This is a genomic window from Rhizobium ruizarguesonis, from assembly GCF_017357285.1.
GTDB classification, from domain to species: domain Bacteria; phylum Pseudomonadota; class Alphaproteobacteria; order Rhizobiales; family Rhizobiaceae; genus Rhizobium; species Rhizobium ruizarguesonis.
This window is the reverse complement of record NZ_CP071678.1, coordinates 1,957,734-1,981,006: the sequence shown is the minus strand read 5'-3', so window position 1 is coordinate 1,981,006 and position 23,273 is coordinate 1,957,734. Positions and strand designations below refer to the sequence as shown.

General features: G+C 62.3%; 13 protein-coding genes. 7 read left to right on the top strand and 6 right to left on the bottom strand.

Going from position 1 to position 23,273, the window contains the following annotated elements:
- Positions 1-24: 24 nt before the first annotated feature.
- From J3P73_RS09770 to J3P73_RS09750, 5 genes are all read right to left on the bottom strand, one after another.
- On the bottom strand, positions 25-1,029 hold the full coding sequence (locus J3P73_RS09770; RefSeq protein ID WP_018069504.1) for an ABC transporter permease: 1,005 nt from the start codon (positions 1,027-1,029) through the stop codon (positions 25-27).
- A 43-nt stretch (positions 1,030-1,072) separates the two neighbouring features.
- The gene (locus J3P73_RS09765) at positions 1,073-2,551 is read right to left on the bottom strand and encodes a sugar ABC transporter ATP-binding protein (RefSeq protein ID WP_024321093.1); all 1,479 of its coding nucleotides are present in this window, start codon (positions 2,549-2,551) and stop codon (positions 1,073-1,075) included.
- 490 nt (positions 2,552-3,041) lie between these two features.
- Positions 3,042-4,173, bottom strand: a protein-coding gene (gene prfB / locus J3P73_RS09760; RefSeq protein WP_012756997.1) for a peptide chain release factor 2 whose coding sequence is annotated in 2 segments (ribosomal slippage) — positions 3,042-4,103 and positions 4,105-4,173 — 1,131 coding nt in all. Because the reading frame shifts where the segments join, the coding sequence is not laid out codon by codon here.
- Between the two features lie 102 nt (positions 4,174-4,275).
- A complete protein-coding gene (locus J3P73_RS09755) occupies positions 4,276-6,735 on the bottom strand; it encodes a penicillin-binding protein 1A (RefSeq protein ID WP_024321094.1) in 2,460 nt (819 codons plus the stop codon).
- A gap of 375 nt (positions 6,736-7,110) precedes the next feature.
- Positions 7,111-8,367, bottom strand: coding sequence for an N-acetylmuramoyl-L-alanine amidase (locus J3P73_RS09750; protein WP_018069499.1), 1,257 nt, complete (start codon positions 8,365-8,367; stop codon positions 7,111-7,113).
- 624 nt (positions 8,368-8,991) lie between these two features.
- On the opposite strand from J3P73_RS09750, the gene J3P73_RS09745 reads away from it, so the two are divergent.
- On the top strand, positions 8,992-11,853 hold the full coding sequence (locus J3P73_RS09745; protein ID WP_130655195.1) for an Rne/Rng family ribonuclease: 2,862 nt from the start codon (positions 8,992-8,994) through the stop codon (positions 11,851-11,853).
- A gap of 169 nt (positions 11,854-12,022) precedes the next feature.
- Here the strand turns inward: J3P73_RS09745 and J3P73_RS09740 are convergent, their stop codons facing one another.
- Complete coding sequence (locus J3P73_RS09740; RefSeq protein ID WP_029872820.1) at positions 12,023-13,681, bottom strand: acyl-CoA dehydrogenase family protein; 1,659 nt, start codon at positions 13,679-13,681, stop codon at positions 12,023-12,025.
- A 179-nt stretch (positions 13,682-13,860) separates the two neighbouring features.
- Here J3P73_RS09740 and J3P73_RS09735 point away from each other — a divergent pair, with 179 nt between their 5' ends.
- The 6 genes from J3P73_RS09735 (at position 13,861) to rnr (ending at position 23,228) form a co-directional block, all read left to right on the top strand.
- Positions 13,861-14,817, top strand: a complete 957-nt coding sequence (locus J3P73_RS09735) for an aspartate carbamoyltransferase catalytic subunit (protein WP_018069495.1) — start codon at positions 13,861-13,863, stop codon at positions 14,815-14,817.
- Positions 14,814-16,103 carry a dihydroorotase gene (locus J3P73_RS09730; RefSeq protein ID WP_130655194.1) on the top strand — a complete coding sequence of 430 codons (1,290 nt, stop codon included), beginning with the start codon at positions 14,814-14,816 and terminating at the stop codon, positions 16,101-16,103. The genes J3P73_RS09735 and J3P73_RS09730 overlap by 4 nt, the downstream gene beginning before the upstream one ends.
- A 78-nt stretch (positions 16,104-16,181) precedes the next feature.
- A complete protein-coding gene (gene plsY, locus J3P73_RS09725; protein ID WP_130655193.1) occupies positions 16,182-16,802 on the top strand; it encodes a glycerol-3-phosphate 1-O-acyltransferase PlsY in 621 nt (206 codons plus the stop codon).
- Positions 16,802-17,944: a DNA-processing protein DprA gene (dprA, locus tag J3P73_RS09720; protein ID WP_130691018.1), complete on the top strand. Its 1,143-nt coding sequence runs from the start codon at positions 16,802-16,804 to the stop codon at positions 17,942-17,944. The genes plsY and dprA overlap by 1 nt, the downstream gene beginning before the upstream one ends.
- 249 nt (positions 17,945-18,193) lie before the next feature.
- The gene (topA, locus tag J3P73_RS09715; RefSeq protein WP_130664418.1) at positions 18,194-20,848 is read left to right on the top strand and encodes a type I DNA topoisomerase; all 2,655 of its coding nucleotides are present in this window, start codon (positions 18,194-18,196) and stop codon (positions 20,846-20,848) included.
- Between the two features lies 1 nt (position 20,849).
- Positions 20,850-23,228: a ribonuclease R gene (gene rnr / locus J3P73_RS09710; protein WP_207579903.1), complete on the top strand. Its 2,379-nt coding sequence runs from the start codon at positions 20,850-20,852 to the stop codon at positions 23,226-23,228.
- Positions 23,229-23,273: the final 45 nt, after the last annotated feature.

Here is a 23,273-nt window from a genome sequence, read left to right as displayed (position 1 = left end):
GGCCGGCACGGTTTCCGATGGGGCTCAGGCCCCGTAAGTTCGCTTCTGGTCGAGCATCACGGCGCCGACGATCAGGGCACCTTTCAGGACCTGCTGGTAGTAGGATTGGATCCCCATCAGATCGAGGCCGTTGTTCATGACGCCGATGATGAGCGCGCCGATCAGCGTACCCGTCACCCGGCCGACACCGCCCGACAGACTTGTGCCACCGATAACGACCGCCGCAATTGCGTCCAGCTCATAAGCAATGCCCGCCTGTGGCAGGGCCGATCCTGTACGGGCGCTGAGCAGCATGCCGGCCAGACCGGCAAGACCGCCGGAAATGACATAGACAATGAAACGGATGCGGCCGATGTCGATACCGGAGGTCTTCGCCGCATGCGGATTGCCTCCGACGGCATAGATGTAGCGGCCGAAGCGCGTCCGGCTGAGGATCCACCACGAAGCGGCGAAAACGACGGCGAGAATGATGACGGGGGCCGGAATGCCGATGACGTCGCCGGTGCCGATCCACCGGAAGGCCGGCGTCAGCGCGGGAACCGGGCGACCGCCGCCATAGATCAGCGTCAAGCCGCGCGCGGCCGAAAGCATGCCAAGAGTGGCGACGAAGGCCGGAACGGAAAATCGCGAGACGATCGCCCCCGATATCGCGCCGCAGGCAACGCCAACCAGAATGCCGACCGCAAGTCCGATGGCCACCGGATAGGGCGCACCGGCAATCGCCGCCGTGGCGGAGGTTGTCGAGAAGCTGGCGCTGACAATGCCGGCAAGCGCCACGACGGAACCGACCGAAAGATCGATGCCGCGCGTCAGGATCACGAAAGTCATGCCGATGGCAAGCACGCCGTTGATCGAAGTCTGCAGCAGCACATTGGAAATATTGCCGCCGGTCAGGAAGAACTCGTTCGAGAACGAAAGGACCACCACGAGAAGCAGAAAAGCGAGAAAGATACCGTATTCCTGAATCAACAGCCGCCGCCGATCCGAACTGAACCAGCCGCCGGCATTGCTATCGTCGCTCTCTGACACTCTTGCTCGCTCCTCTGGCGCCGTACGGATGACCTGATCCTGATCAGGTCGATAAGTGGACGAGTGATTGGGCATCCGTTTCCTCCCGGCTGTAAATTCCCGCGCTCCTGCCGGCGCGCATCACCATGATACGGTCCGACATGCCCAGAACTTCGTCGATTTCCGATGAGATCATCACGACCGTTCCGCCGGCCGCGGCAAAATCACAGATGATGCGGTAGATTTCGCGCTTGGCGCCGACATCGACGCCACGTGTCGGCTCATCGAGGAGCAGCACCTTCGGATTGCGCAGAAACCATTTTCCGAGCACCACTTTCTGCTGATTGCCGCCAGACAGGCCCGAGACCGGCATGGTGTCACGGGCGGCCTTGATCTGAAATTGCGCCTGTATCCGACGGCTGGCCTCGGCCTCGAGACGGCGGCTCATGGCAAAGGAAGGGCTCATCTCCGGTAAGCTTGCCATGCAGATGTTGGCACGAACGGAGTCGGAGAGATTGAGGCCCGTGAGCTTGCGATCCTCCGTCACCAGCGCCAGGCCATTTGCCATCGCATCCGCCGGCTTCGACACGGAGATGCGGGCACCGTCGACCACGATCCTGCCGTCGGAGGATTTTTCGAGGCCAAAAAGGCAATTGAAGATCTCGGTTCGCCCCGAGCCCATCAGCCCGTAGATGCCGAAGATCTCGCCCTTGCGGGCGGAGAAGGAAATGTCCTCGATCTTGTTCGGGCAACTCAGCGCCGTAACCTCGAGGCCGGTTTCGGATGTGGGCGTATTGGTCTTGACATATTCCTCGGCCAGCTCCCGGCCAACGATCATCCGGATGAGATCAGGACGGCTGATCTGCTTGAGGTCTCCGCTGCCGACATAGGCACCGTCGCGAAACACGGTATAGGAATCGGCGATCTGGAAGATTTCCGAAAGCCGGTGCGAGACATAGACGATGCCGCGTCCCTGCCCCTTCAGGCGCCGGATGGCCGCGAAGAGCTGCTGAGCCTCTTTCTCACCGATTGCCGAGGTTGGCTCATCCATGAAGATGACCTCGGCATCGTGGCTTAGCGCCTTGGCGATCTCGACGAGCTGCATCTGCGCAACGGAGAGGTTCATCATGTATTGGGTGGCGCGGATATCGAATTCGAGATCGTCGAGAAGCCCTTGGGCGGAGCGGTTCATCGTCCGGAAATCGATACCGCCGAAACGTGTCGAGGGCTCGCGGCCGAGATAGATGTTTTCCGCCACCGTCATGTGCGGAACCGGACTCAGCTCCTGCTCGATGATGGCAATGCCGGAGGCGAGGGCGTCGGCGGGACCGGCAAAGTCCACGTCCTTGCCACGACGGCGGATCGAGCCAGCATCGCGATTATGGATGCCCATGAGGATTTTGAGAAAGGTCGACTTGCCTGCGCCGTTACCGCCGCAAAGTGCGTGGACCGAGCCGGCGCGAAGTTCAAAGCGGCCGTCGCGCAATGCCGCGACACCACCAAAGGACTTCTTCAGCCCTTCCACATCCAGCAAAAGCTCCACCCTCTTCTCCTCCACACATGCACCGGCAACCGATTGGCGGGAGCCGATCGACATCGGTGATCTCCAGCCCCGATATCAATGATGACATTATTCGACACTGACTCGACAAATGTCAAGTCAGTGTCGAACATATAAATGCGAGGGCGGCCTCAGGGGCAAATCGCACCACGAGAATCCGCAGTGAGAAGACCTGCACTCACGGGCCAGGCGGAGGATCAATGAAAATCGGAAGACGCACAGGAAAGATCGCCATAGGCGCCGATAGCGCGGGCAAACCTCTTCTCGATGTCATTTATGCGCGTCTCGATGAGCTGAAGCGGTTGGTTATGCGTCGAGCAAGGGCTGTGATCGCCTCAACGATCTATAGCGCCGCGCGTCTTTTCAGACGCGCAAAGGACGCCCTTAACACTTTGAATGGACTTTCCAGGGCCTTTCAAAACAAAAGCCCCGTCTCCGGGGCTTTTGTTGTCTCAATCCATCGACAATCCGATCAGTCGACATCCTCGACGACCGCGTCGGCGGCGCCGCTGATCCGGTGGGCAAGGGCCGCTTCCATGAACTCGTTCAGATCGCCGTCGAGCACATCATCGGGCGCGCTGCTGGCAACGCCCGTGCGCAGGTCCTTGACCATCTGGTAGGGCTGCAGCACGTAGGAGCGGATCTGGTGGCCCCAGCCGATCTCGGTCTTGGAAGCGGCTTCGGCGCTGGCGGCATCCTCACGCTTCTTCAGTTCCGCTTCGTACATGCGGGCGCGCAGCATATCCCACGCCTTGGCGCGGTTCTTGTGCTGCGAGCGCTCCTGCTGGCACTGCACGACGATACCCGTCGGAATATGCGTAATGCGCACGGCCGAGTCGGTGGTGTTGACGTGCTGGCCGCCGGCACCCGAGGAACGGTAGGTGTCGATGCGGCAGTCGCTTTCGTTGATCTCGATCTGGATCGAGTCGTCGACAACCGGGTAGACCCAGATCGACGAAAAGGACGTATGACGACGCGCATTGCTGTCGTAGGGCGAGATGCGCACCAGGCGGTGTACGCCCGATTCAGTCTTCAACCAGCCATAGGCATTGTGTCCCTTGACGAGCAGGGTTGCAGACTTGATGCCCGCCTCTTCCCCGTCATGGACTTCGAGAAGCTCGACCTTGAAACGCTGGCGTTCGGCCCAGCGGGTGTACATGCGCAGAAGCATGTTCGCCCAGTCCTGGCTTTCAGTGCCGCCGGCGCCGGAATGGACTTCGAGATAGGTGTCGTTGCCATCGGCTTCGCCGGAGAGCATGGCTTCCACCTGGCGGCGCGCGGCCTCGGCCTTCAAGGCCTTCAGCGTATCCTCGGCTTCCTTGACGACGCTCTGGTCGCCCTCTTCCTCGCCAAGCTCGATCAGCTCGATATTGTCGTTCAGCTGCTGTTCGAGCTGCTTGACGCCGTTGATGCCGTCATCGAGCTGCTGGCGTTCGCGCATCAGCTTCTGCGCTTCGGAAGCGTCGTTCCAGAGGTTCGGATCCTCTGCCTTGTTGTTCAACCAGTCCAGCCGTCTTATCGCCTGGTCCCAGTCAAAGATGCCTCCTCAGCAGGGTGATAGCCTGCTTGGTTTCATCGACCACGTTTTCGATTTCCGCTCGCATTTTCCTGCTTCTCTGTCTCGGTCTTCTTCAGGTGCTGGTGACATAGAGACGCCCGCCGCGGATGTAAAGGGCCGCGGCGGGCGTGCAAAATTCAGGCCCCGGTCAGAACAGGCCGGGCGTGCCGGTCTGTACGGCCTGGTTCGCCTGCGGCGAGGTCTTCAGTATCTCTTCCGGCGCCATGGTGCTGTCCATGCCGATGACGGAGAAGCTGTCGGCCGGGCCGGTCCCCGGCTTGAAAGCCTCGATGATGGTGTTCGGATCGCCGTCGACGGCCGCCATGCCGGTCTTACGGTCGATCGAGATCAGATTCATGCCGGGCGGGATGACGAACTTCGATTCCGGCATGTCCTTGACGGCGGTCTGCATGAATTCGTTGAAGATCGGCGCCGAAAGTACGCCGCCGGTGCCGCCGCGGCCGAGCGGGGCCGGCGTATCGAAACCCATATAGAGGCCTGCGACCAGATCCGGCGTGAAGCCGACGAACCAGGCATCCTTCTCGTCATTGGTCGTGCCGGTCTTTCCGGCGACGTCGCGGCCGCCGAGATCGACCTTGCCGGCAGCCGTGCCGCGCTGGATAACGCCCTGCATCATCGAGGTGATCTGGTAGGCGGTCATCGGGTCGAGCACGGTTTCGCGGTTGTCGACGATATTCGGCTCTTCCTGGTTCTGCCAATCACCGGCATTGCAGCCCTCGCACAGACGCTCCTCATGCCTGAAGATGGTCTTGCCGTAGCGGTCCTGGATGCGGTCGATCAGCGTCGGCTTGATCTGCTTGCCGCCATTGGCAATGACCGAATAGGCCGAGACCATGCGCAGCACCGTCGTATCGCCAGCGCCGAGCGACATGGAGAGAACCGGCATCATGTGGTCGTAGATGCCGAAGCGTTCGGCATATTCTGCGACGATATTCATGCCGAGATCGTTGGCGAGGCGCACCGTCATCAGGTTGCGCGAATGCTCGATGCCCGAACGCAGCGTCGACGGGCCGCCGGATTCGCCGCCGTAGTTTTCCGGCCTCCAGACTTGGCCGCCCGAGACGATTTCGATCGGCGCGTCCATGATGACCGAAGCCGGCGTATAACCATTGTCCATTGCCGCCGCATAGACGAAAGGCTTGAACGAGGAGCCCGGCTGGCGCATCGCCTGGGTGGCGCGATTGAATTCGGACTGGGCATAGGAGAAGCCGCCGACCATGGCGAGCACGCGGCCGGTCTTCGGATCCATGGCGACCAGGCCACCTTGCACCTTCGGCGGCTGCTGCAGGCGATAGGAGGTCGACGCGTCGTCACCGAGCTTTGCGACATAGACAACGTCACCGGGGGACACGGCGCCGACCGGCGATTTCGTGGTCTTGCGGGCGCCGTCGGCCGAACGGAAGGCCCACTGCATGTTCTTGGCGTCGATTGTGCCGCGCTGGCGATCGGCCGCAACCTTGCCGCTGCCATCCTTGGCCGGCTGCAGGCCGATGTCGACGGTGCTGTCTGACACGGCGAGTACCACGGCAAGCCGCCATTCCGGCACATCGGACAGTGCGGGAATATCGGCAAGCGCCTTGCCCCAATCACCGCTCGCATCGATCTGCTTGATCGGGCCGTGGAAACCGCGGCGCTCGTCGTAAGTGACCAGACCGTCCTGCAGCGCCTTGCGGGCAGCGAGCTGCATCTGCGGATCGAGCGACGTGCGCACCGAAAGGCCGCCCTCATAGAGGACCTTTTCGCCGTACTGGTCGATCAGCTGGCGGCGCACGGCTTCGGCGAAAAAATCCGAAGCAAAGAGCGAGGGGCCGGTGGTGCGGGCGGTGACGCCGAGCGGCTGCTTCTTGGCTTCCTCGCCGTCAGGTTGGCTGACATAGCCGTTCTCGACCATCCGGTCGATCACCCAGTTGCGACGCTCGAGCGCTGCTTCCGGATGGCGGAAGGGATGATAATTGGCCGGGCCTTTCGGCAGCGATGCTAGATAGGCGGCTTCGGCGACGGTCAGTTCGGTGACGGACTTGTTGAAATAGGTGAGTGCTGCGCCGGCGATGCCATAGGAATTCAGACCGAAGAAGATCTCGTTCAGGTAGAGTTCGAGGATCTTGTCCTTGCTGTAGGCCTGCTCGATACGGAAGGAGAGGATCGCTTCCTTGATCTTGCGGTCGATCGTCTGGTCCGAGCTCAAAAGGAAGTTCTTGGCCACCTGCTGGGTAATTGTGGAGGCACCGACCGGGCGGCGGCCGGAACCGAAATTCTGCAAGTTGACGAGGATGGCGCGGCCGAGGCCGGTGAGATCAACGCCCGGATGATTGTAGAAATTCTTGTCTTCGGCCGACAGAAAAGCCGCCTTCACTCGGTCGGGAATAGCCTGGATCGGCAGGAAGAGACGCTTTTCCTTGGCGTACTCGGCCATCAGGGCGCCGTTGCCGGCATGGACGCGGGTCGTCACCGGCGGCGCATAGCTGTTCAGAACGGCATAGTCCGGGAGATCCTTCGCGACATTGGCGAGATAGATGGCAACACCCGCCGCCGCGACCAGAAACAGGACGCAGGCCATTCCGAAGAAATATCCAAAAAGTCTAACCATATTTCAGCTACCGGTCTCTTCGATCTTCAATCGGCGCAGCCGCAACGATTGCACAGATCAAGGCAATTTGCACGTTGCGCGGCTTACTCTATGAGCGCTACCGCCACAAGCCGATTTCGCGCCTCAGGCTGCGAAACATAAGCCGGAGTAACGGCGCGAATGTGAGCAAAATAGGGCTGTCTGCGCCGCATTCACCGCTGCGGCCGCGTTTCATTAGAACTGTCACATCCAAGCAACGCCCGTCCCCACCGCCAATCTGGGGTATCTTGCTCAGAATTTGATTCATGCGGCGCACTTAAATCTTTGTTTTTATGAATCTTTGTTTTTATGCGGGCCGCCGTGCCGCAACCGCTACAGATTTTTGGGCGGCGGCCGTCAGCCGCCATTCGCCATGACGGCGGCGCGGTATCGCTTCACTGCGTCGGTCAAGAGACCGGCGATCTTGCCGCGCCAGGCCTCGTCGAGCAGCAGCTTCTCGTCCTCGGCATTCGAGAGGAACCCGATCTCGAGAAGGATCGACGGCACGTCAGGGGCCTGCAGCACGCGGAAGCCGGCATGACGGTGCGGATTGTTGATGGTGCCGACCTGATCCTTGAAGGAATTCAGCACACTCTCGGCCAGTGAGATGGAGAAGGCCTGTGTCTCGCGCCGCGTCAGATCGAGCAGGATGTCGGCGACCTCGGGCGGCTCGGCAACCGTCTCCTTGCCGGCGATCTGGTCGGAGAGGTTTTCACGTTCGGCAAGGTCGGCGGCGAGCTTGTCGGATGCCCTGTCGGAGATCGTGTAGACGGTGGCGCCGCGGATATCCTTCTGCTTCAACGTGTCGGCATGCAGCGAAATGAAGAGGCCGGCATGGTTCTGGCGGGCGATCAGCACGCGCTGCGAAAGCGACAGGAACTCGTCATCCTCGCGCGTCAAGAAGGCCTTGATGCCTGGTTCCTTGTTCAGCCGGTCGGTCAAAGCCTTGGCGAAGGCAAGCGTCACCTGCTTTTCCTCGGTCTTGGTATCGACGCCGATCGCGCCGGTATCGATGCCGCCATGGCCGGCGTCGACGGCAATGACGAAATCGCCGGGAGCAGCTTTTTCCGGTGCCGGAATGGCGCTCGTCGTCTGCGCCGCCTCAGTCCGATCGCTCCAGGATTGCGTCTTCACCAATTCGGCAAAGGCCTCCTTGTCGATCATCTCGGCATCGAGCACGAGGCGATGGCCGTTGCCCGTCTCATCGGCCTGCACCTTGGCAAGCGCCAGCTTCACCGGCCCTGCCGTCGTCAGCACGATGCGGGCGCTCTCCTCGTCCATCTTGCCGTAGCGGATATCCTTGAACAGGCCGCGGGCGGCAAGATCCTTCGCCGGAAAACCGAAGGCGGTCGCCGGCAGGTCGACGACGATGCGTTCCGGATTGGCGATATAATGGACCGAGAAACGCGGCTCGCGATCGAAATCGATGACGATGCGGGTCCTTGCATCGTCGCCGACGATGCGCGCGCCATAGGCAAGCAGCGGATCCCTGGCCTCGACGGAGCTCGCAGCGACCGGCAGGAGACTGGCGGCCAAAAGCGCCGCCAGAACCCGCCTTGCGATTGTCGATCGCCGCGCTGCGGATTTCGCCGCGATCCGAGCCCTCTTAAACAATAAACCGCCACACCCTATTTGTATTGCAATGGACCCGACGCGGCTGCGGCGAACGTCGCTGTGACGAAACACCCGCTGCAGCCTGCCGAATCGCGATCACTTTATCCCCAGCTTCTATGCGTTGCGAAATCCATCAATATTATGGCACATTTGGCTTTTCCCTTGCTATTGTGACACAGAAAACATACAACGAATTTCAGGGTAAAGTGTTGACGGGATAGAGTCGCCGCAAAGGCTGCCAGCCAGATCAGGACCTGGCGCCACACCGGTCATCGTCCGCCGTCTCATGCGCTTAATCCCTAGAACTGGATCCTGATTTTCCGGCTTATTGTCGGAATTCATTGGTGGATCAGCCACCACGCTCTCAGGGAGCAAACTCATCGGACCCGAACGGGTCTTCGTATTTGTCGATCACGCTTGGTTGTTGATGGTTTCGCAGCAGGTTTTATCTGAAGTGTACAGGCCCCGGACCGAAATGGTTCCGGCTGCGGTCTGGCTGCTGCCCTCCCCCTCGCATCAGGCGCGACTTTCATTATCCGGCGCGGCCACTGCGGACCGCATTCTTTCTGTCTCAACAGCAGTCGGGAATGCGCTCTCGCGGCCACGCCGAGGAGCACAGCTTACATGGCAGACAAAATGCTTATCGATGCGTCTCACGAGGAAGAGACGCGCGTCGTTGTCGTTCGCGGGAACCGCATAGAAGAATTTGACTTCGAGTCCCAGCACAAGAAGCAGATCCGCGGCAACATCTATCTTGCAAAGGTAACGAGGGTCGAGCCCTCGCTGCAAGCCGCCTTCGTCGATTATGGCGGCAACCGGCACGGCTTCCTGGCCTTTGCCGAAATCCATCCCGACTATTATCAGATACCGCTTGCCGACCGTCAGGCGCTGCTTCGGGCCGAAGCCGAGGAGCATCGCCGCGACGAAGACGTCGAGCATGTCGAAACCGCACCGATGGTCGATCTTTCCAAGCAGGATCAGCCGGATGTCGGCATCGTTCCGGCGGAGGCGCCGGAAACGGCTGCCGTAACGGAAGAGACGGCAGCGGTAGAGACCGCGGCCGCCGAGGAAGCGCCTGCGAAGAAGGCAAGGCCGCGCCGCAGCCGCAAGAAGGTCGTAGAACCGGCCGCCGAAACGACCGCGACCGAGGACGCTGTTCCCACAGACGTCGAAGCCGAAGGCGCGTCGACTGTCGACAATGAGGATGACGGTTCGACCGGCGGCGCGATGGCCGCGATGGTGGAAACCGACTCGATCTCCGAAGACGTCGATACCAGCAAGCGTCGCCACGATGATGACGACGATGATGACGATCACGGCGAAGAGGAAGTCATCGAATCCGTCGGCGCCGAAGATGCGATGGAAGAAGTGCCGGACCGCGTGCAGCGCAAGCCGCGCAAGCAGTACCGCATCCAGGAAGTCATCAAGCGCCGCCAGATCCTGCTCGTGCAGGTTGCCAAGGAAGAGCGCGGCAACAAGGGCGCAGCCCTTACCACCTATCTTTCGCTCGCCGGCCGCTATTCAGTGCTGATGCCGAACACGGCGCGCGGCGGCGGCATTTCCCGCAAGATCACCAACCCTGCCGACCGCAAGCGCCTGAAGGAAATCGCGCGCCTGCTCGAGGTGCCGCAGGGCATGGGCGTCATCCTTCGCACCGCCGGTGCCAACCGCACCAAGGTCGAGGTCAAGCGCGACTTCGAATATCTGATGCGCCTGTGGGAGAATGTGCGCACGCTGACGCTGGCGTCCACCGCTCCCTGCCTCGTCTATGAGGAAGGCTCGCTGATCAAGCGCTCGATCCGCGACCTCTACAACAAGGATATCAGCGAAGTCATCGTTTCCGGCGAAGAAGGCTATCGTGAAGCGAAAGACTTCATGAAGATGCTGATGCCGAGCCATGCCAAGGTGGTTCAGCCCTACCGCGACATCCATCCGATCTTTTCACGTTCCGGCATCGAGGCTCAGCTCGACCGCATGCTGCAGCCGCAGGTGACGCTAAAGTCCGGCGGCTACCTGATCATGAACCAGACCGAAGCGCTGGTCTCGATCGACGTCAACTCCGGCCGCTCGACCCGCGAACATTCGATCGAAGACACCGCACTGCAGACGAATCTCGAGGCTGCAGACGAAGTCGCGCGCCAGCTTCGCCTTCGCGACCTTGCCGGCCTGATCGTCATCGACTTCATCGACATGGAAGAGAAGCGCAACAACCGCGCTGTCGAGAAGAAGCTGAAGGAATGCCTGAAGAACGACCGCGCTCGCATCCAGGTCGGCCGGATCTCGCATTTCGGTCTGCTCGAAATGTCGCGTCAGCGCATCCGAGCTTCGGTTCTCGAATCGACCACGCAGGTCTGCTCGCATTGCGGCGGCACCGGCCATGTGCGCTCGCAGTCCTCCGTCGCGCTGCATGTCTTGCGCGGCATCGAGGAATATCTGCTGAAGAATACCACGCACAACATCACCGTGCGCACCACGCCTGACATCGCGCTCTACCTGCTCAACCACAAGCGCCAGACGATCATCGATTACGAAAGCCGTTTCGGCGTCGCTATCGTCATCGATGCAGACGGTTCGGTCGGCGCACAGCATTTCGCGATCGATCGCGGCGATCCGGTGGAAAACCCGGTCAAGATCGAAACGCTCTTCAACTTCGCAGCCATTCCTGAGGACGACGACGACGATATCGTCATCGAAGTGGATGAGGAGGAAGACGAGGAACTCGAAGAAAAGACGGCCGTTGCCGAACGGCCCGTCGCAGCACGCTCGGAAGGCGAAGCTGACGGCAACCGCAAGCGCAAGCGCCGCAGGCGCCGCCGTGGCCGCAACGGCAATGCCGAGCAGCCGGCATCGGCAGCAGGCGAAGCCGGCGACGAGGATGAGGACGGTGACGACGAGGGCAGCGAAGGTGATGAAAACACCGAAGCTACGCCTGAGACACGCGCCGAAAGCGAGGAATCGCAGCGCCGCAAGCGCCGCCGTCGCGGCAAACGTGGCGGCCGTCGCAATCGCGCCGAGGATGGTTCCGAACTGACGGCTGGCGAAGCCGGTGAAGACAATGGCGGCGACGAGGACGATGGCGACGACGTTTCGAACGACGGCGCTCCGAGCGAAGCTGTAGCGGTCGAGGCGATTGCCGAGCAGGCTGACGAAGGTCAGGCCGCGATGGCAGCCGTCGAGAGCGTGGCTGTTATAACCGAAGAAGTGAAGCCCGCCCGTACCCGCGGCCGCCGCAAACCGGCCGCAGCGCCGGTCGAGGAACCAGTTGCAGAGACGGCACCTGTGGCCGAGGCCGAACCGGAATTGGTTGAAGCCTCCGCCGATCTCGAAACGCCAGTTCAGGAAGAGGCAAAGCCGGTTCGCGCCAACCGCGAATCCAACATCTCCTCCTCCGAGCCAACGGTGAAATCCACCCGCGTCGAGAATGGCGAAGGCGATGACGGCAAGCCGAAGAAAGCCGGCTGGTGGCAGCGCCGTGGCTTCTTCTGAACGCTGATTTTCGGACGTAAACACTGAAATCCGGCCGCGGCGACGCGGCCGGATTATTGTTTATGGCGAGGATTTGTCGCGACCGGCCCGATGATAAACGGTGATTATCGTCGACAGGTCAATCCGATGGCCGAGCAACTCGGCCTCAGGATCGCCTGACCCGCTGCGATCAGGCGGCTGGCGGATAGAGCAGGTCGACGATGTAGCTGGCGTCGAAGCGGGAATCGAGCATGCCGTAGGTGGAGCGCCAGCCGCCGGCAAGACGCGTTTCGATGAAGGCATCGGCAATGCGCCCTGCCCCAAGCCGATAGAGTTCGGCGGCACCGGCGGCGAGCGCCAGTTGTTCGACGAGCAGGCGCGCGGCGCCCTCATCCTGTTCACACAGCGCAATTGCGGCGCGCAGCACGTCGATCGTCTTCTTACCGGCGGGTCCGAGATCGCGGGCAAGGCCGGCAAAGACCGTTTCGAACAGATCCTTGCCACGGTTGAGCACGCGCAGCACGTCGAGCGCCATGACGTTGCCGGAGCCTTCCCAGATGGCGTTGACAGGAGCCTCGCGGTAATGGCGGGCAATCGGGCGTTCTTCGATGTAGCCATTGCCGCCGATGCATTCCATCGCCTCATAGATCAGCGCCGGCGCGATCTTGCAGCACCAGTATTTGGCGACCGGCGTCATGACGCGGGCATAGGCCGCTTCCTCGGCATTGCCGCGCGCCTTGTCGAAGGCGTCGGCCAGACGGAAGGACAGTGCCGTCGCGGCGGCAACATCGAGCGCCATGTCGGCGAGCACGCGCGTCATGATCGGCTGGTTGACGAGCATCTTGCCGAAGACGCTGCGGCCGCGGGTGTGGTGCACGGCTTCGGCGAGCGAGGCGCGCATCATGCCTGACGAGGCCAGCGCGCAGTCGAGCCGGGTCAGCGTCACCATGTCGAGGATCGTGCGGATGCCGGCATCCGGACCACCGAGCAGGAAACCAAACGTATCGGTGAACTCGACCTCGGACGAGGCGTTGGAGCGGTTGCCGACCTTGTCCTTCAGCCGCTGGAATTGCAGGCCGTTGGCGGAACCATCCTCCAGAAGGCGCGGCACGAGAAAACAGCCCATGCCCTCCTTCGTCTGCGCCAGCATGATGAAGGCATCGCTCATCGGCGCTGACATGAACCATTTATGGCCGGACAGCCGGTAGATGCCCTCGCTGACCTTTTCGGCAGCGCTCCTGTTGGCGCGCACATCTGTGCCGCCCTGTTTTTCCGTCATGCCCATGCCGATGGTCACGGCGGATTTCTGCATGGCGGGCTTGTTCGACGAATCATATTTGCGCGAGAGAATTTTTGGCGCCCAGTCCTTCTGGACCGCGGGCGAAGCCGAGAGCGCCGCAACGGAGGCGCTCGTCATCGTCAGCGGGCAGAGATGGCCGGATTCCAGCTGCGACGTCAGATAAAACCGCGCGGCACGAACCTTGTGGGCCTCGTCCTTGGCCTCGGTATCGGCCTGGGGATCCCAGACGGAGGAATGCAGGCCGACCGACATGGAGCGGCGCATCAATGCATGCCAGGCAGGATGGAATTCGACGACGTCGAGGCGCTCACCGCGCGGACCGTGGGTGCGCAGCTGCGGCGCGCCCTGGTTTGCCATGCGCGCCATCTCCTGCGCCTCCGGCGAGGTGACGTAGCGGCCCATGTTTTCCAGGTCTTCGCGGATGCCGCGCGGCAGGGCCGCCGTCAGATCGACGATCAGCGGATCGGATCGATAGGCATTGATGCCGGACCACAGGCTCGGCTGGTTGAGTTCTGCGAGTTTGTCGTCAGTCCGGTTGGCGGAGGTCATAATTCGCTTCTAGTGTAAGAACCCGGCAAAGGGAAACCGGAAGTTATGATTCGGTTCATTCTGCTCTATCGGAATTCGGGCGAAAATGCATGGGGACATAAGCCTTTGCCCACAGCACATGCTTGCCCCGGCGGGCAGCACTCTTTATAGACCCGCCAGAGACAGCAAGAGGCAGGGTCATGGTCTTTTTCCCCCACCGCCACCTCATCGGCATCAAGGGCCTCACCGAGCAGGATATCACCTATCTTCTCGACAAGGCGGACGAGGCCGTCAAGATCAGCCGCCAGAGAGAAAAGAAGACGTCGACGCTGCGCGGGCTGACGCAGATCAACCTCTTCTTTGAGGCATCGACTCGCACGCAGGCCTCCTTCGAGCTTGCCGGCAAGCGGCTGGGCGCCGACGTCATGAACATGTCGGTCGGCAATTCCTCGGTGAAGAAAGGCGAAACACTGATCGACACGGCGATGACGCTGAATGCGATGCGCCCCGATGTGCTGGTGATCCGCCATTCGAGCGCCGGTGCGGCCGCCCTTCTCGCCCAGAAGGTCTCCTGCTCGGTCGTCAATGCCGGTGATGGGCAGCATGAACATCCGACCCAGGCGCTGCTCGACGCGCTGACGATCCGCCGCGCCAAGGGCAAGCTGTCGCGCATCATCGTGGCGATCTGTGGCGACGTGCTGCATTCGCGGGTGGCGCGCTCCAATATCCTTCTGCTCAACGCGATGGGCGCCCGCGTGCGTGTCGTCGCGCCTGCGACCCTCCTGCCGGCCGGCATCGCCGAGATGGGTGTCGAGGTCTTCCATTCGATGCAGGAAGGGCTGAAGGACGCCGACGTCGTGATGATGCTGCGGCTGCAGCGCGAGCGCATGTCCGGCGCCTTCGTGCCTTCGGTGCGCGAATACTTTCACTTCTACGGTCTTGACGCCGAAACGCTGAAGGCAGCGAAGGACGATGCCCTGGTCATGCATCCCGGGCCAATGAACCGCGGCGTCGAGATCGCCTCGGAAGTAGCGGACGGGCCGCAGAGCGTGATCGCCGAACAGGTGGAAATGGGGGTCGCGGTGCGCATGGCCGTCATGGAGACGCTGCTCGTCTCGCAGAACCAGGGTCCCCGAAGCGAGGGAATGATGGCATGAGCAACCCAATCGTCCTCAAGAACGTCCGCATCATCGACCCGTCGCGCAATCTCGATGAGATCGGGACGATCATCGCCGAAAACGGCGTGATCATCGCCGCTGGCGGCAAGGCGCAGAACCAGGGCGCGCCTGATGGAGCCGTCATCCGCGACTGCACGGGCCTCGTCGCGACGCCCGGGCTCGTCGATGCGCGCGTCCATGTCGGCGAACCCGGCGGCGAACACCGTGAGACGATCGCCTCGGTGAGCCGGGCGGCGGCGGCCGGCGGCGTCACCTCGATCATCATGATGCCGGACACCGATCCTGTTATCGACGACATCGCGCTCGTCGAATTCGTCAAGAAGACGGCGCGGGATACGGCCGCCGTCAACGTCTATCCGGCAGCCGCCATCACCAAGGGCCTTGCCGGCGAGGAGATGACGGAGATCGGCCTGTTGATGCAGGCAGGCGCCGTCGCCTTTACCGACGCGCATTCCAGCGTCCACGACACGCAGGTGCTGCGCCGGATCATGACCTATGCGCGTGAATTCGGCGCCGTCGTCTCCTGCGAAACGCGCGACAAATATCTCGGCGCCAACGGCGTCATGCATGAGGGGCTTTTCGCCAGCTGGCTCGGGCTCTCCGGCATTCCAAAGGAAGCCGAGCTCATCCCGCTCGAACGCGATCTTAGGATCGCGCAGTTGACGCGCGGCCGTTATCACGCCGCGATGATCTCGGTGCCGGAATCGGTCGAGGCGATCGAGCGCGCCCGCAGCCGCGGCGCCAAGGTGACCTGCGGCATCTCGATCAACAATCTGGCGCTCAACGAAAACGACATCGGCGAATACCGCACCTTCTTCAAGCTCTATCCGCCGCTGCGCCCGGAAGATGACCGAGTGGCCATGGCCGACGCCCTTGCGAGCGGCGCGATCGATATCATCGTCTCCTCACACGACCCGCAGGATGTCGATACGAAGCGCCTGCCGTTCGGCGAGGCGGAGGACGGCGCGATTGGCCTCGAAACCATGCTGGCGGCAGCCCTCAGGCTTCACCATGGCGGCCAGGTGAGCCTGATGCGCCTGATCGACGCCATGTCCACCCGCCCCGCGCAAATCTTCGGTCTCGCGGCCGGCACGTTGAAGCCGGGCGCTGCGGCCGATATCGCGCTGATCGATCTCGATGAGCCTTGGCTTGTCGCTAAAGACATGCTTCTCTCCCGCTCGAAGAATACGCCGTTCGAGGATGCGCGCTTCAGCGGACGGGCGGTCGCAACATACGTCTCGGGAAAGCTTGTCCACGCAATTTAGGATCGACACCATCGCCGTCCATCCCGCAGCGGAAGAAGGTCGGACCTGAGGATAAGTCACGGAGGGGCTGAGGGGCATATGTTATCCAATCTCATGTCATGGCAGATCACGCTGCCGATCGCGCTTGCCGCCGCTGTTATCGGTTATCTCTTCGGCTCGATCCCTTTCGGCCTGATCCTCACACGTGCCGCCGGCCTCGGCGACGTGCGTAGCATCGGCTCCGGCAATATCGGCGCGACCAATGTGCTCAGAACAGGAAACCGGTCGCTCGCCGCGGCGACGCTGCTGCTCGATGCGCTGAAGGCATCGGCCGCGGCCTGGATCGTCGGCTATTTCCTCGGTGAGGAGGCCGCGATCATCGCCGGCTTCTTCGCCTTCATCGGCCATCTCTTCCCGGTCTGGATCGGCTTCAAGGGCGGCAAGGGTGTCGCCACCTATATCGGCACCCTGCTCGGCGTCGCGCCGATCATGGTCGTGCTCTTCGCTGCCGTCTGGCTGGCGGTCGCTTTCACCACCCGCTACTCCTCGCTGTCGGCGCTGGTCGCCATGCTTGTCATTCCGGTTGCGCTGTGGATACTGGGTAACGAAAAGGTTGCGGCTGTCATGGCGATCATGACCCTCATCTCCTACTGGAAGCACAAGGCGAATATTTCGCGCCTGATGGGCGGGACGGAAAGCAAGATCGGGGCAAAGGGATAATGGATGCGCTGAGCGCGGGACCAAAAGGCGTCGCGCTGACCGAACGGCAAAGAATTGCCTGGCTGCGCCTTATCCGTTCCGACAATATCGGCCCTGCCACCTTTCGCGACCTCATCAATCATTTCGGTTCGGCCGAGGCAGCGGTTGCCGCACTGCCGGAGCTTTCGGCGCGCGGCGGCGCCACTCGGGCAATCCGCATCGCCAGCGAGGCCGAGGCGCATCGGGAACTGGAGGCGGCGCATCGCTTCGGCGCCCGCTTCGTCGGCATCGGCGAGCCGGACTACCCGCAAGCGCTGAAACAGATCGACGGCGCGCCGCCGCTTCTGGCCGTCAAGGGCGCACTTGCCGCCGCCAAACGCCCGGCCGTCGGCATCGTCGGCTCGCGCAACGCCTCGATCGCAGGCGCGAAATTCGCGGCGATGGTGGCGCGCGACTGCGGTCGGGCGGGTTATACAGTGGTCTCCGGCCTGGCACGTGGCATCGACACATCAGCCCACCGGGCAAGCCTCGACACGGGCACGATCGCGGCGCTCGCCGGCGGCCTCGACCAGCCCTACCCACCGGAGAATATCGGCCTGCTCGATGAGATAACCGGCGGCAACGGCCTGGCGGTGAGCGAAATGCCTTTCGGTTGGGAGCCCCGCGCCCGCGATTTCCCGCGCAGGAACCGGTTGATCGCCGGTATCGCACTCGGTCTCGTCGTCATCGAAGCGGCATCGCGTTCGGGCTCGCTGATCACGGCACGGCTTGCCGGCGAGTTCGGCCGCCTGGTGTTTGCCGTGCCCGGCTCACCGCTCGATCCGCGCTGCCATGGCACCAACGGCCTGCTGAAGGAAAGTGCTTCGATCGTCACCGCGCCCGCCGATGTCATCGAGGCCCTGGCGCCGCTTACGCAATTCGACCTGTTCTCGTCATCGATGGCAGAGGAGCCTGCGCGTGACGGCAAGCCCATATCGGTGCCACCAGGCGATTCCGATCGAACCCGCATCATCGATGCGCTCGGGCCGACCCCGGTTGAGATAGACGACGTCATCCGTCATACCGGCCTCTCGGCATCCGCAGTCTATCTCATCCTTCTGGAACTCGATATATCAGGCAGACTGCACCGGCATCAGGGCGGCCTTGTCTCGCTTTCCGATTGAACCTTGCGCGACATCAGGCGGTGGCTTTGCGAATTGCCGAACCCTGTGTCGAAAAACCTTTGCCAACCCATCTAAAATTGTATTTTCCCGACAATCTCCTCTCGGCTGCAACAGATGCAAGAGGTAAAATTGTAGCAAACCCCTTGACCGCGGCGATTTCCCTGTCCATGTCGAAGGGCCGGTATCCAAGTTGCGGTGTGTGTTGCGCTGGTTTCAACGCTGGCGTCCTTTCCTTTTTAGAGAATCATGATGAATGTTGTAGTGGTGGAATCGCCTGCCAAGGCTAAGACGATCAACAAGTATCTGGGTCCGGGATACAAAGTGCTCGCCTCCTTCGGCCATGTGCGCGATCTGCCTGCCAAGGATGGCTCAGTCCTCCCCGATCAGGATTTCGAAATGCTTTGGGAGGTCGACAGCGCCTCCGCCAAGCGGATGAAGGACATTGCCGACGCGGTGAAATCTGCCGATGGCCTGTTTCTCGCGACCGACCCGGATCGCGAAGGCGAAGCGATTTCCTGGCACGTTCTCGACATGCTGAACAAGAAGCGCGTGCTGAACGGCAAGCCGGTCAAGCGCGTCGTCTTCAATGCGATCACCAAGAAGGCGGTGCTCGACGCGATGGCCGATCCGCGCGATATCGACGTGCCGCTGGTTGACGCTTATCTCGCGCGCCGCGCGCTCGATTATCTCGTTGGCTTCAATCTTTCGCCGGTGCTGTGGCGCAAGCTGCCCGGCGCACGTTCGGCCGGCCGCGTCCAGTCGGTGGCGCTTCGCCTCGTCTGCGACCGCGAATCCGAGATCGAGCGCTTCATTTCGGAAGAGTACTGGAACATCTCGGCGCTTCTGAAGACGCCGCGCGGCGACGAGTTTGAGGCAAGACTGGTTTCGGCGAATGGCAAACGGCTGCAGCCGCGCGCAATCGGCAACGGCGAGGATGCCGGCCGGCTCAAGGCCTTGCTCGAAGGTGCGAGCTATGTCGTCGATACGGTCGAGGCGAAGCCGGTCAAGCGCAACCCGGGACCGCCGTTTACGACCTCGACGCTGCAGCAGGCGGCTTCCTCCAATCTCGGCTTCTCCGCCTCGCGCACCATGCAGATCGCCCAGCGGCTCTATGAGGGCGTCGATATCGGCGGCGAGACGGTCGGTCTCATCACCTATATGCGAACCGACGGCGTGCAGATGGCGCCCGAGGCGATCGACGCGGCGCGCAGTGCCATCGTCGACCAGTTCGGCCAGCGCTACATGCCGGAAAAGCCGCGCTTCTACTCGACCAAGGCGAAAAACGCCCAGGAGGCGCACGAGGCGATCCGTCCAACCGATTTCTATCGTTCGCCCGACCGTGTCCGCAAATTCCTCGATGCCGACCAGATCCGGCTCTACGAGCTGATCTGGAAGCGCGGCATCGCCAGCCAGATGGCGTCGGCCGAGATCGAGCGCACGACGGCTGAAATCACCGCCGACAACAAGGGCGAGAAGGCCGGGCTTCGTGCCGTCGGTTCGGTCATCCGCTTCGATGGTTTCATCGCCGCCTATACCGACCAGAAGGAAGATGGCGAGCAGAGCGACGATGGCGACGAGGATGGGCGCCTGCCGGAGATCAATGCGCGCGAGGCGCTCGCCAAGCAGAAGATCAATTCGACGCAGCATTTCACCGAACCGCCGCCGCGCTATTCGGAAGCGACGCTGATCAAGAAGATGGAAGAGCTCGGCATCGGCCGCCCCTCCACCTATGCTGCGACGCTCGCAACGCTACGCGACCGCGACTATGTGACGATCGACAAGCGCAAGCTGATCCCGCAAGCCAAGGGCCGGTTGGTGACGGCTTTCCTCGAGAGCTTCTTCACCAAATATGTCGAATACGATTTCACCGCCGATCTCGAAGAGAAGCTTGACCGGATTTCCGCCGGCGAGTTGAACTGGAAGCAGGTGCTGCGCGATTTCTGGAAGGATTTCTTCGCCCAGATCGAGGACACCAAGGAACTGCGCGTCACCAACGTGCTCGATTCGCTGAACGAGGCGCTGGCACCACTCGTCTTCCCGAAACGAGAGGACGGCAGCGATCCGCGCATCTGCCAGGTCTGCGGCACCGGCAACTTGTCGCTGAAGCTCGGCAAATACGGCGCCTTCGTCGGCTGCTCGAACTATCCGGAATGCAATTACACGCGCCAGCTCTCCTCGGAAAATGGTGGAGAAGCGGACGGTGCTGCCCTCAACGAGCCGAAGAACCTCGGCACCGATCCGACCACCGGCGAGGAGCTGACGCTCCGTTCCGGCCGCTTCGGCCCCTATATCCAGCGCGGCGACGGCAAAGAAGCCAAACGCGCTTCGTTGCCGAAGGGCTGGAAGCCCGAGGACATCGATTATGAAAAGGCGATGGCGCTGATCTCGCTGCCGCGCGATATCGGCAAGCATCCTGAATCGGGCAAGATGATCTCGTCCGGCATCGGCCGCTATGGACCGTTCCTCCTGCATGACGGCTCCTATGCCAATCTGGAAACCGTCGAGGACGTGTTCTCGGTCGGCCTCAACCGCGCCGTGACTGTCATCGCCGAAAAGGCGAAACAGGCACCGGGCCGGGGTGCGCGCGGCACGCCAGCGGCACTGAAGACGCTCGGCGATCATCCTGATGGTGGCGCGATCACCGTTCGCGACGGCAAGTACGGCCCTTATGTCAACTGGGGCAAGGTCAACGCCACACTGCCGAAGGGCAAGGATCCCCAGGCGATCACCGTCGAGGAGGCGCTTGCGCTGATCGCCGAAAAGGCAGGCAAGGCACCTGTGGGCAAGGCGGCCAAGGCGAAAGCCAAGCCAAAGGCCGCAGCCGCCGAAACCAAGACCACCAAGACAGCCGCCAAGCCGAAGACAACGAAGGCGAAAGCGCCCGCGAAATCGAAAAAGAGCTGACGTGAGCAGAATACCACGTGAGAGAACGAACCCTGCGGGCAAGCGCCCGGGCAAGATCGGCCGCGCCGGCAAGGATGCTCCCGCCGTCGAGCCGCTGAACATCGTCCACGGCGCGCTGCCTTCGCGCGAGGTGATCTTGCGCTTCATCGCCGATCATCCACAGAAAGCGTCCAAGCGTGAACTCGCCAAGGCTTTCGGCCTGAAAGGCGACAACCGCGTCGAGCTCAAGCACATGTTGCAGGAGCTCGAGCAGGAAGGCATGCTGCAGAAGAACCGCAAGTCGCTGATCCGTCCCGGTGCGCTGCCGCCCGTCACGGTTCTCGATATCACCACGCGCGATAAGGATGGCGATCTGATCGGCCGGCCGGCGGAATGGCCGGAGGATCAGGGCGTGGCACCCGCCGTCGCCATCCGCCAGCAATCTCCAGCAGGCCGGCAGGGCAAGGGTAAGGCGCCGGTCGCAGGCCTCGGCGACCGTATCCTGGCGAAGATCTTCCCGGCTGTCGATCGCGGCGGGCCGGCCTATACGGCGCGGATCATCAAGGTGATCGACAGGCGCCGCGGCGCCTCGATGGGCGTCTTCCGCACAGCACCCGGCGGCGGCGGCCGGCTGCTGCCGATCGAACGGCGCGGCGAGGAGATGGTGATCGATCCCGAGTTCACCGGCGGCGCCACGGATGGCGACCTGGTCGAAGTCGAAGTCGAAATCGCCCGTCTCGGCCGTTTCGGTCTGCCGCGCGCCAAGGTGCTTTCCGTCGTCGGTTCCGTCGGTTCGGAAAAGGCGATCTCGATGATCGCGATCCATGCGCACGGCATCCCGCATGTCTTCCCGCCGGCTGTCATCGCCGAGGCGGAAGCCGCAAAACCGGCCAGCATGTCGCATCGCGAGGATTGGCGCGACGTGCCGCTGATCACCATCGACCCGGCCGATGCCAAGGATCATGACGACGCGGTTTATGCCGAGCTCGACCCCTCGCCCGACAATCCTGGCGGCGTCGTCGTCACCGTCGCGATTGCCGACGTCTCCTGGTATGTCCGCCCGAATTCGCCACTCGACCGCGAAGCGCTGAAACGCGGCAACTCGGTCTATTTCCCGGATCGCGTCGTGCCGATGCTGCCGGAGCGCATCTCCAACGATCTCTGCTCGCTGAAGGAAGGCGTCGACCGCCCGGCGCTCGCCGTGCGCATGAGCTTTTCTGGCGAAGGCCGCAAGATCGGCCACATTTTCCACCGCATCATGATGAAGAGCGCGGCCAAGCTGTCCTACCAGCAGGCGCAGGCGGCGATCGACGGCAAACCGGACGATCAGACCGGACCGATGCTCGAGCCGATCCTGAAGCCGCTCTGGCACGCCTATGAGGTGATGAAGCGCGGACGCGACAGGCGCCAGCCGCTGGAACTCGACATGCCGGAGCGCAAGATCCTGCTGAAGTCCAACGGCACGGTCGACCGGGTCGTCGTGCCGCCAAGGCTCGACGCGCATAAGCTGATCGAGGAGATGATGATCCAGGCAAACGTCTGCGCCGCCGAGACGCTGGAAAAGAAACGTCAGCCGCTGATCTACCGCATCCATGACGGCCCGACGCTTGCCAAGCAGGAAATCCTGCGCGAGTTCCTGGCCACGCTCGGCATCTCGCTTGCCAAGGGCGGCAACATGCGCGCCAACAACTTCAACGGCATTCTGGCGAAGGCGGACGGCACACCGCATCAGACCATGGTGAGCGAGATGGTGCTGCGTTCGCAGAGCCAGGCGATCTACGGTCCCGAGAATATCGGCCATTTTGGCCTCAACCTGATGAAATATGCCCACTTCACCTCGCCGATCCGCCGCTATGCCGATCTCATCGTGCATCGCGCCCTCGTCGGCTCGCTCGGCTTCGGCGAAGGCGGCATCACGCCCGACGAAGAGGCAGCGCTCGATGATATCGCCGCTGAAATCTCGACCTTCGAGCGCCGGGCCATGGCAGCCGAGCGCGAGACCGTCGACCGGTTGATCGCCCATCACCTCAGCGGCCGCGTCGGCGAAGAATTTGCCGGGCGGGTCTCGGGCGTGACGAAATCGGGACTTTTTGTCTCTCTGCCGGACTATGGCGCCGACGGTTTCGTCCCTATATCTACGCTCGGCAGCGATTATTTCATCTATGACGAGGCGCATCAGGCACTCTCGGGTGAACGAACAGGGCTCGGTTATCGCCTGGGCGATAGCGTCACCGTGAAACTTGCCGAAGCGATCCCGCTTGCCGGTGCGCTGCGTTTCGAGATGATCAGCGAGGGCCGCGAGATGCCGGCGGCGGTGCGCTCCTTCCACAAGGCGGGCCGCCGCGACAGGGGCCAGGTTCGCAAGAAGCCCGGAACGAGGCCGCCGCGCGGACGGCACTAAAGCGCGTCGCAATCGTTCAGATTGGCCCCCCGCGCTGTAGGTCCT

What these genes read in the sequence shown, in the direction of transcription:
- topA (WP_130664418.1), top strand. Translation starts at nt 18,194, where the DNA reads ATGAATGTTGTAGTGGTGGAATCGCCTGCCAAGGCTAAGACGATCAAC.
- J3P73_RS09745 (WP_130655195.1), top strand. Translation starts at nt 8,992, where the DNA reads ATGGCAGACAAAATGCTTATCGATGCGTCTCACGAGGAAGAGACGCGC.
- J3P73_RS09755 (WP_024321094.1), bottom strand. Translation starts at nt 6,735, where the DNA reads ATGGTTAGACTTTTTGGATATTTCTTCGGAATGGCCTGCGTCCTGTTT.
- dprA (WP_130691018.1), top strand. Translation starts at nt 16,802, where the DNA reads ATGGATGCGCTGAGCGCGGGACCAAAAGGCGTCGCGCTGACCGAACGG.
- J3P73_RS09735 (WP_018069495.1), top strand. Translation starts at nt 13,861, where the DNA reads ATGGTCTTTTTCCCCCACCGCCACCTCATCGGCATCAAGGGCCTCACC.
- plsY (WP_130655193.1), top strand. Translation starts at nt 16,182, where the DNA reads ATGTTATCCAATCTCATGTCATGGCAGATCACGCTGCCGATCGCGCTT.
- J3P73_RS09730 (WP_130655194.1), top strand. Translation starts at nt 14,814, where the DNA reads ATGAGCAACCCAATCGTCCTCAAGAACGTCCGCATCATCGACCCGTCG.
- J3P73_RS09740 (WP_029872820.1), bottom strand. Translation starts at nt 13,681, where the DNA reads ATGACCTCCGCCAACCGGACTGACGACAAACTCGCAGAACTCAACCAG.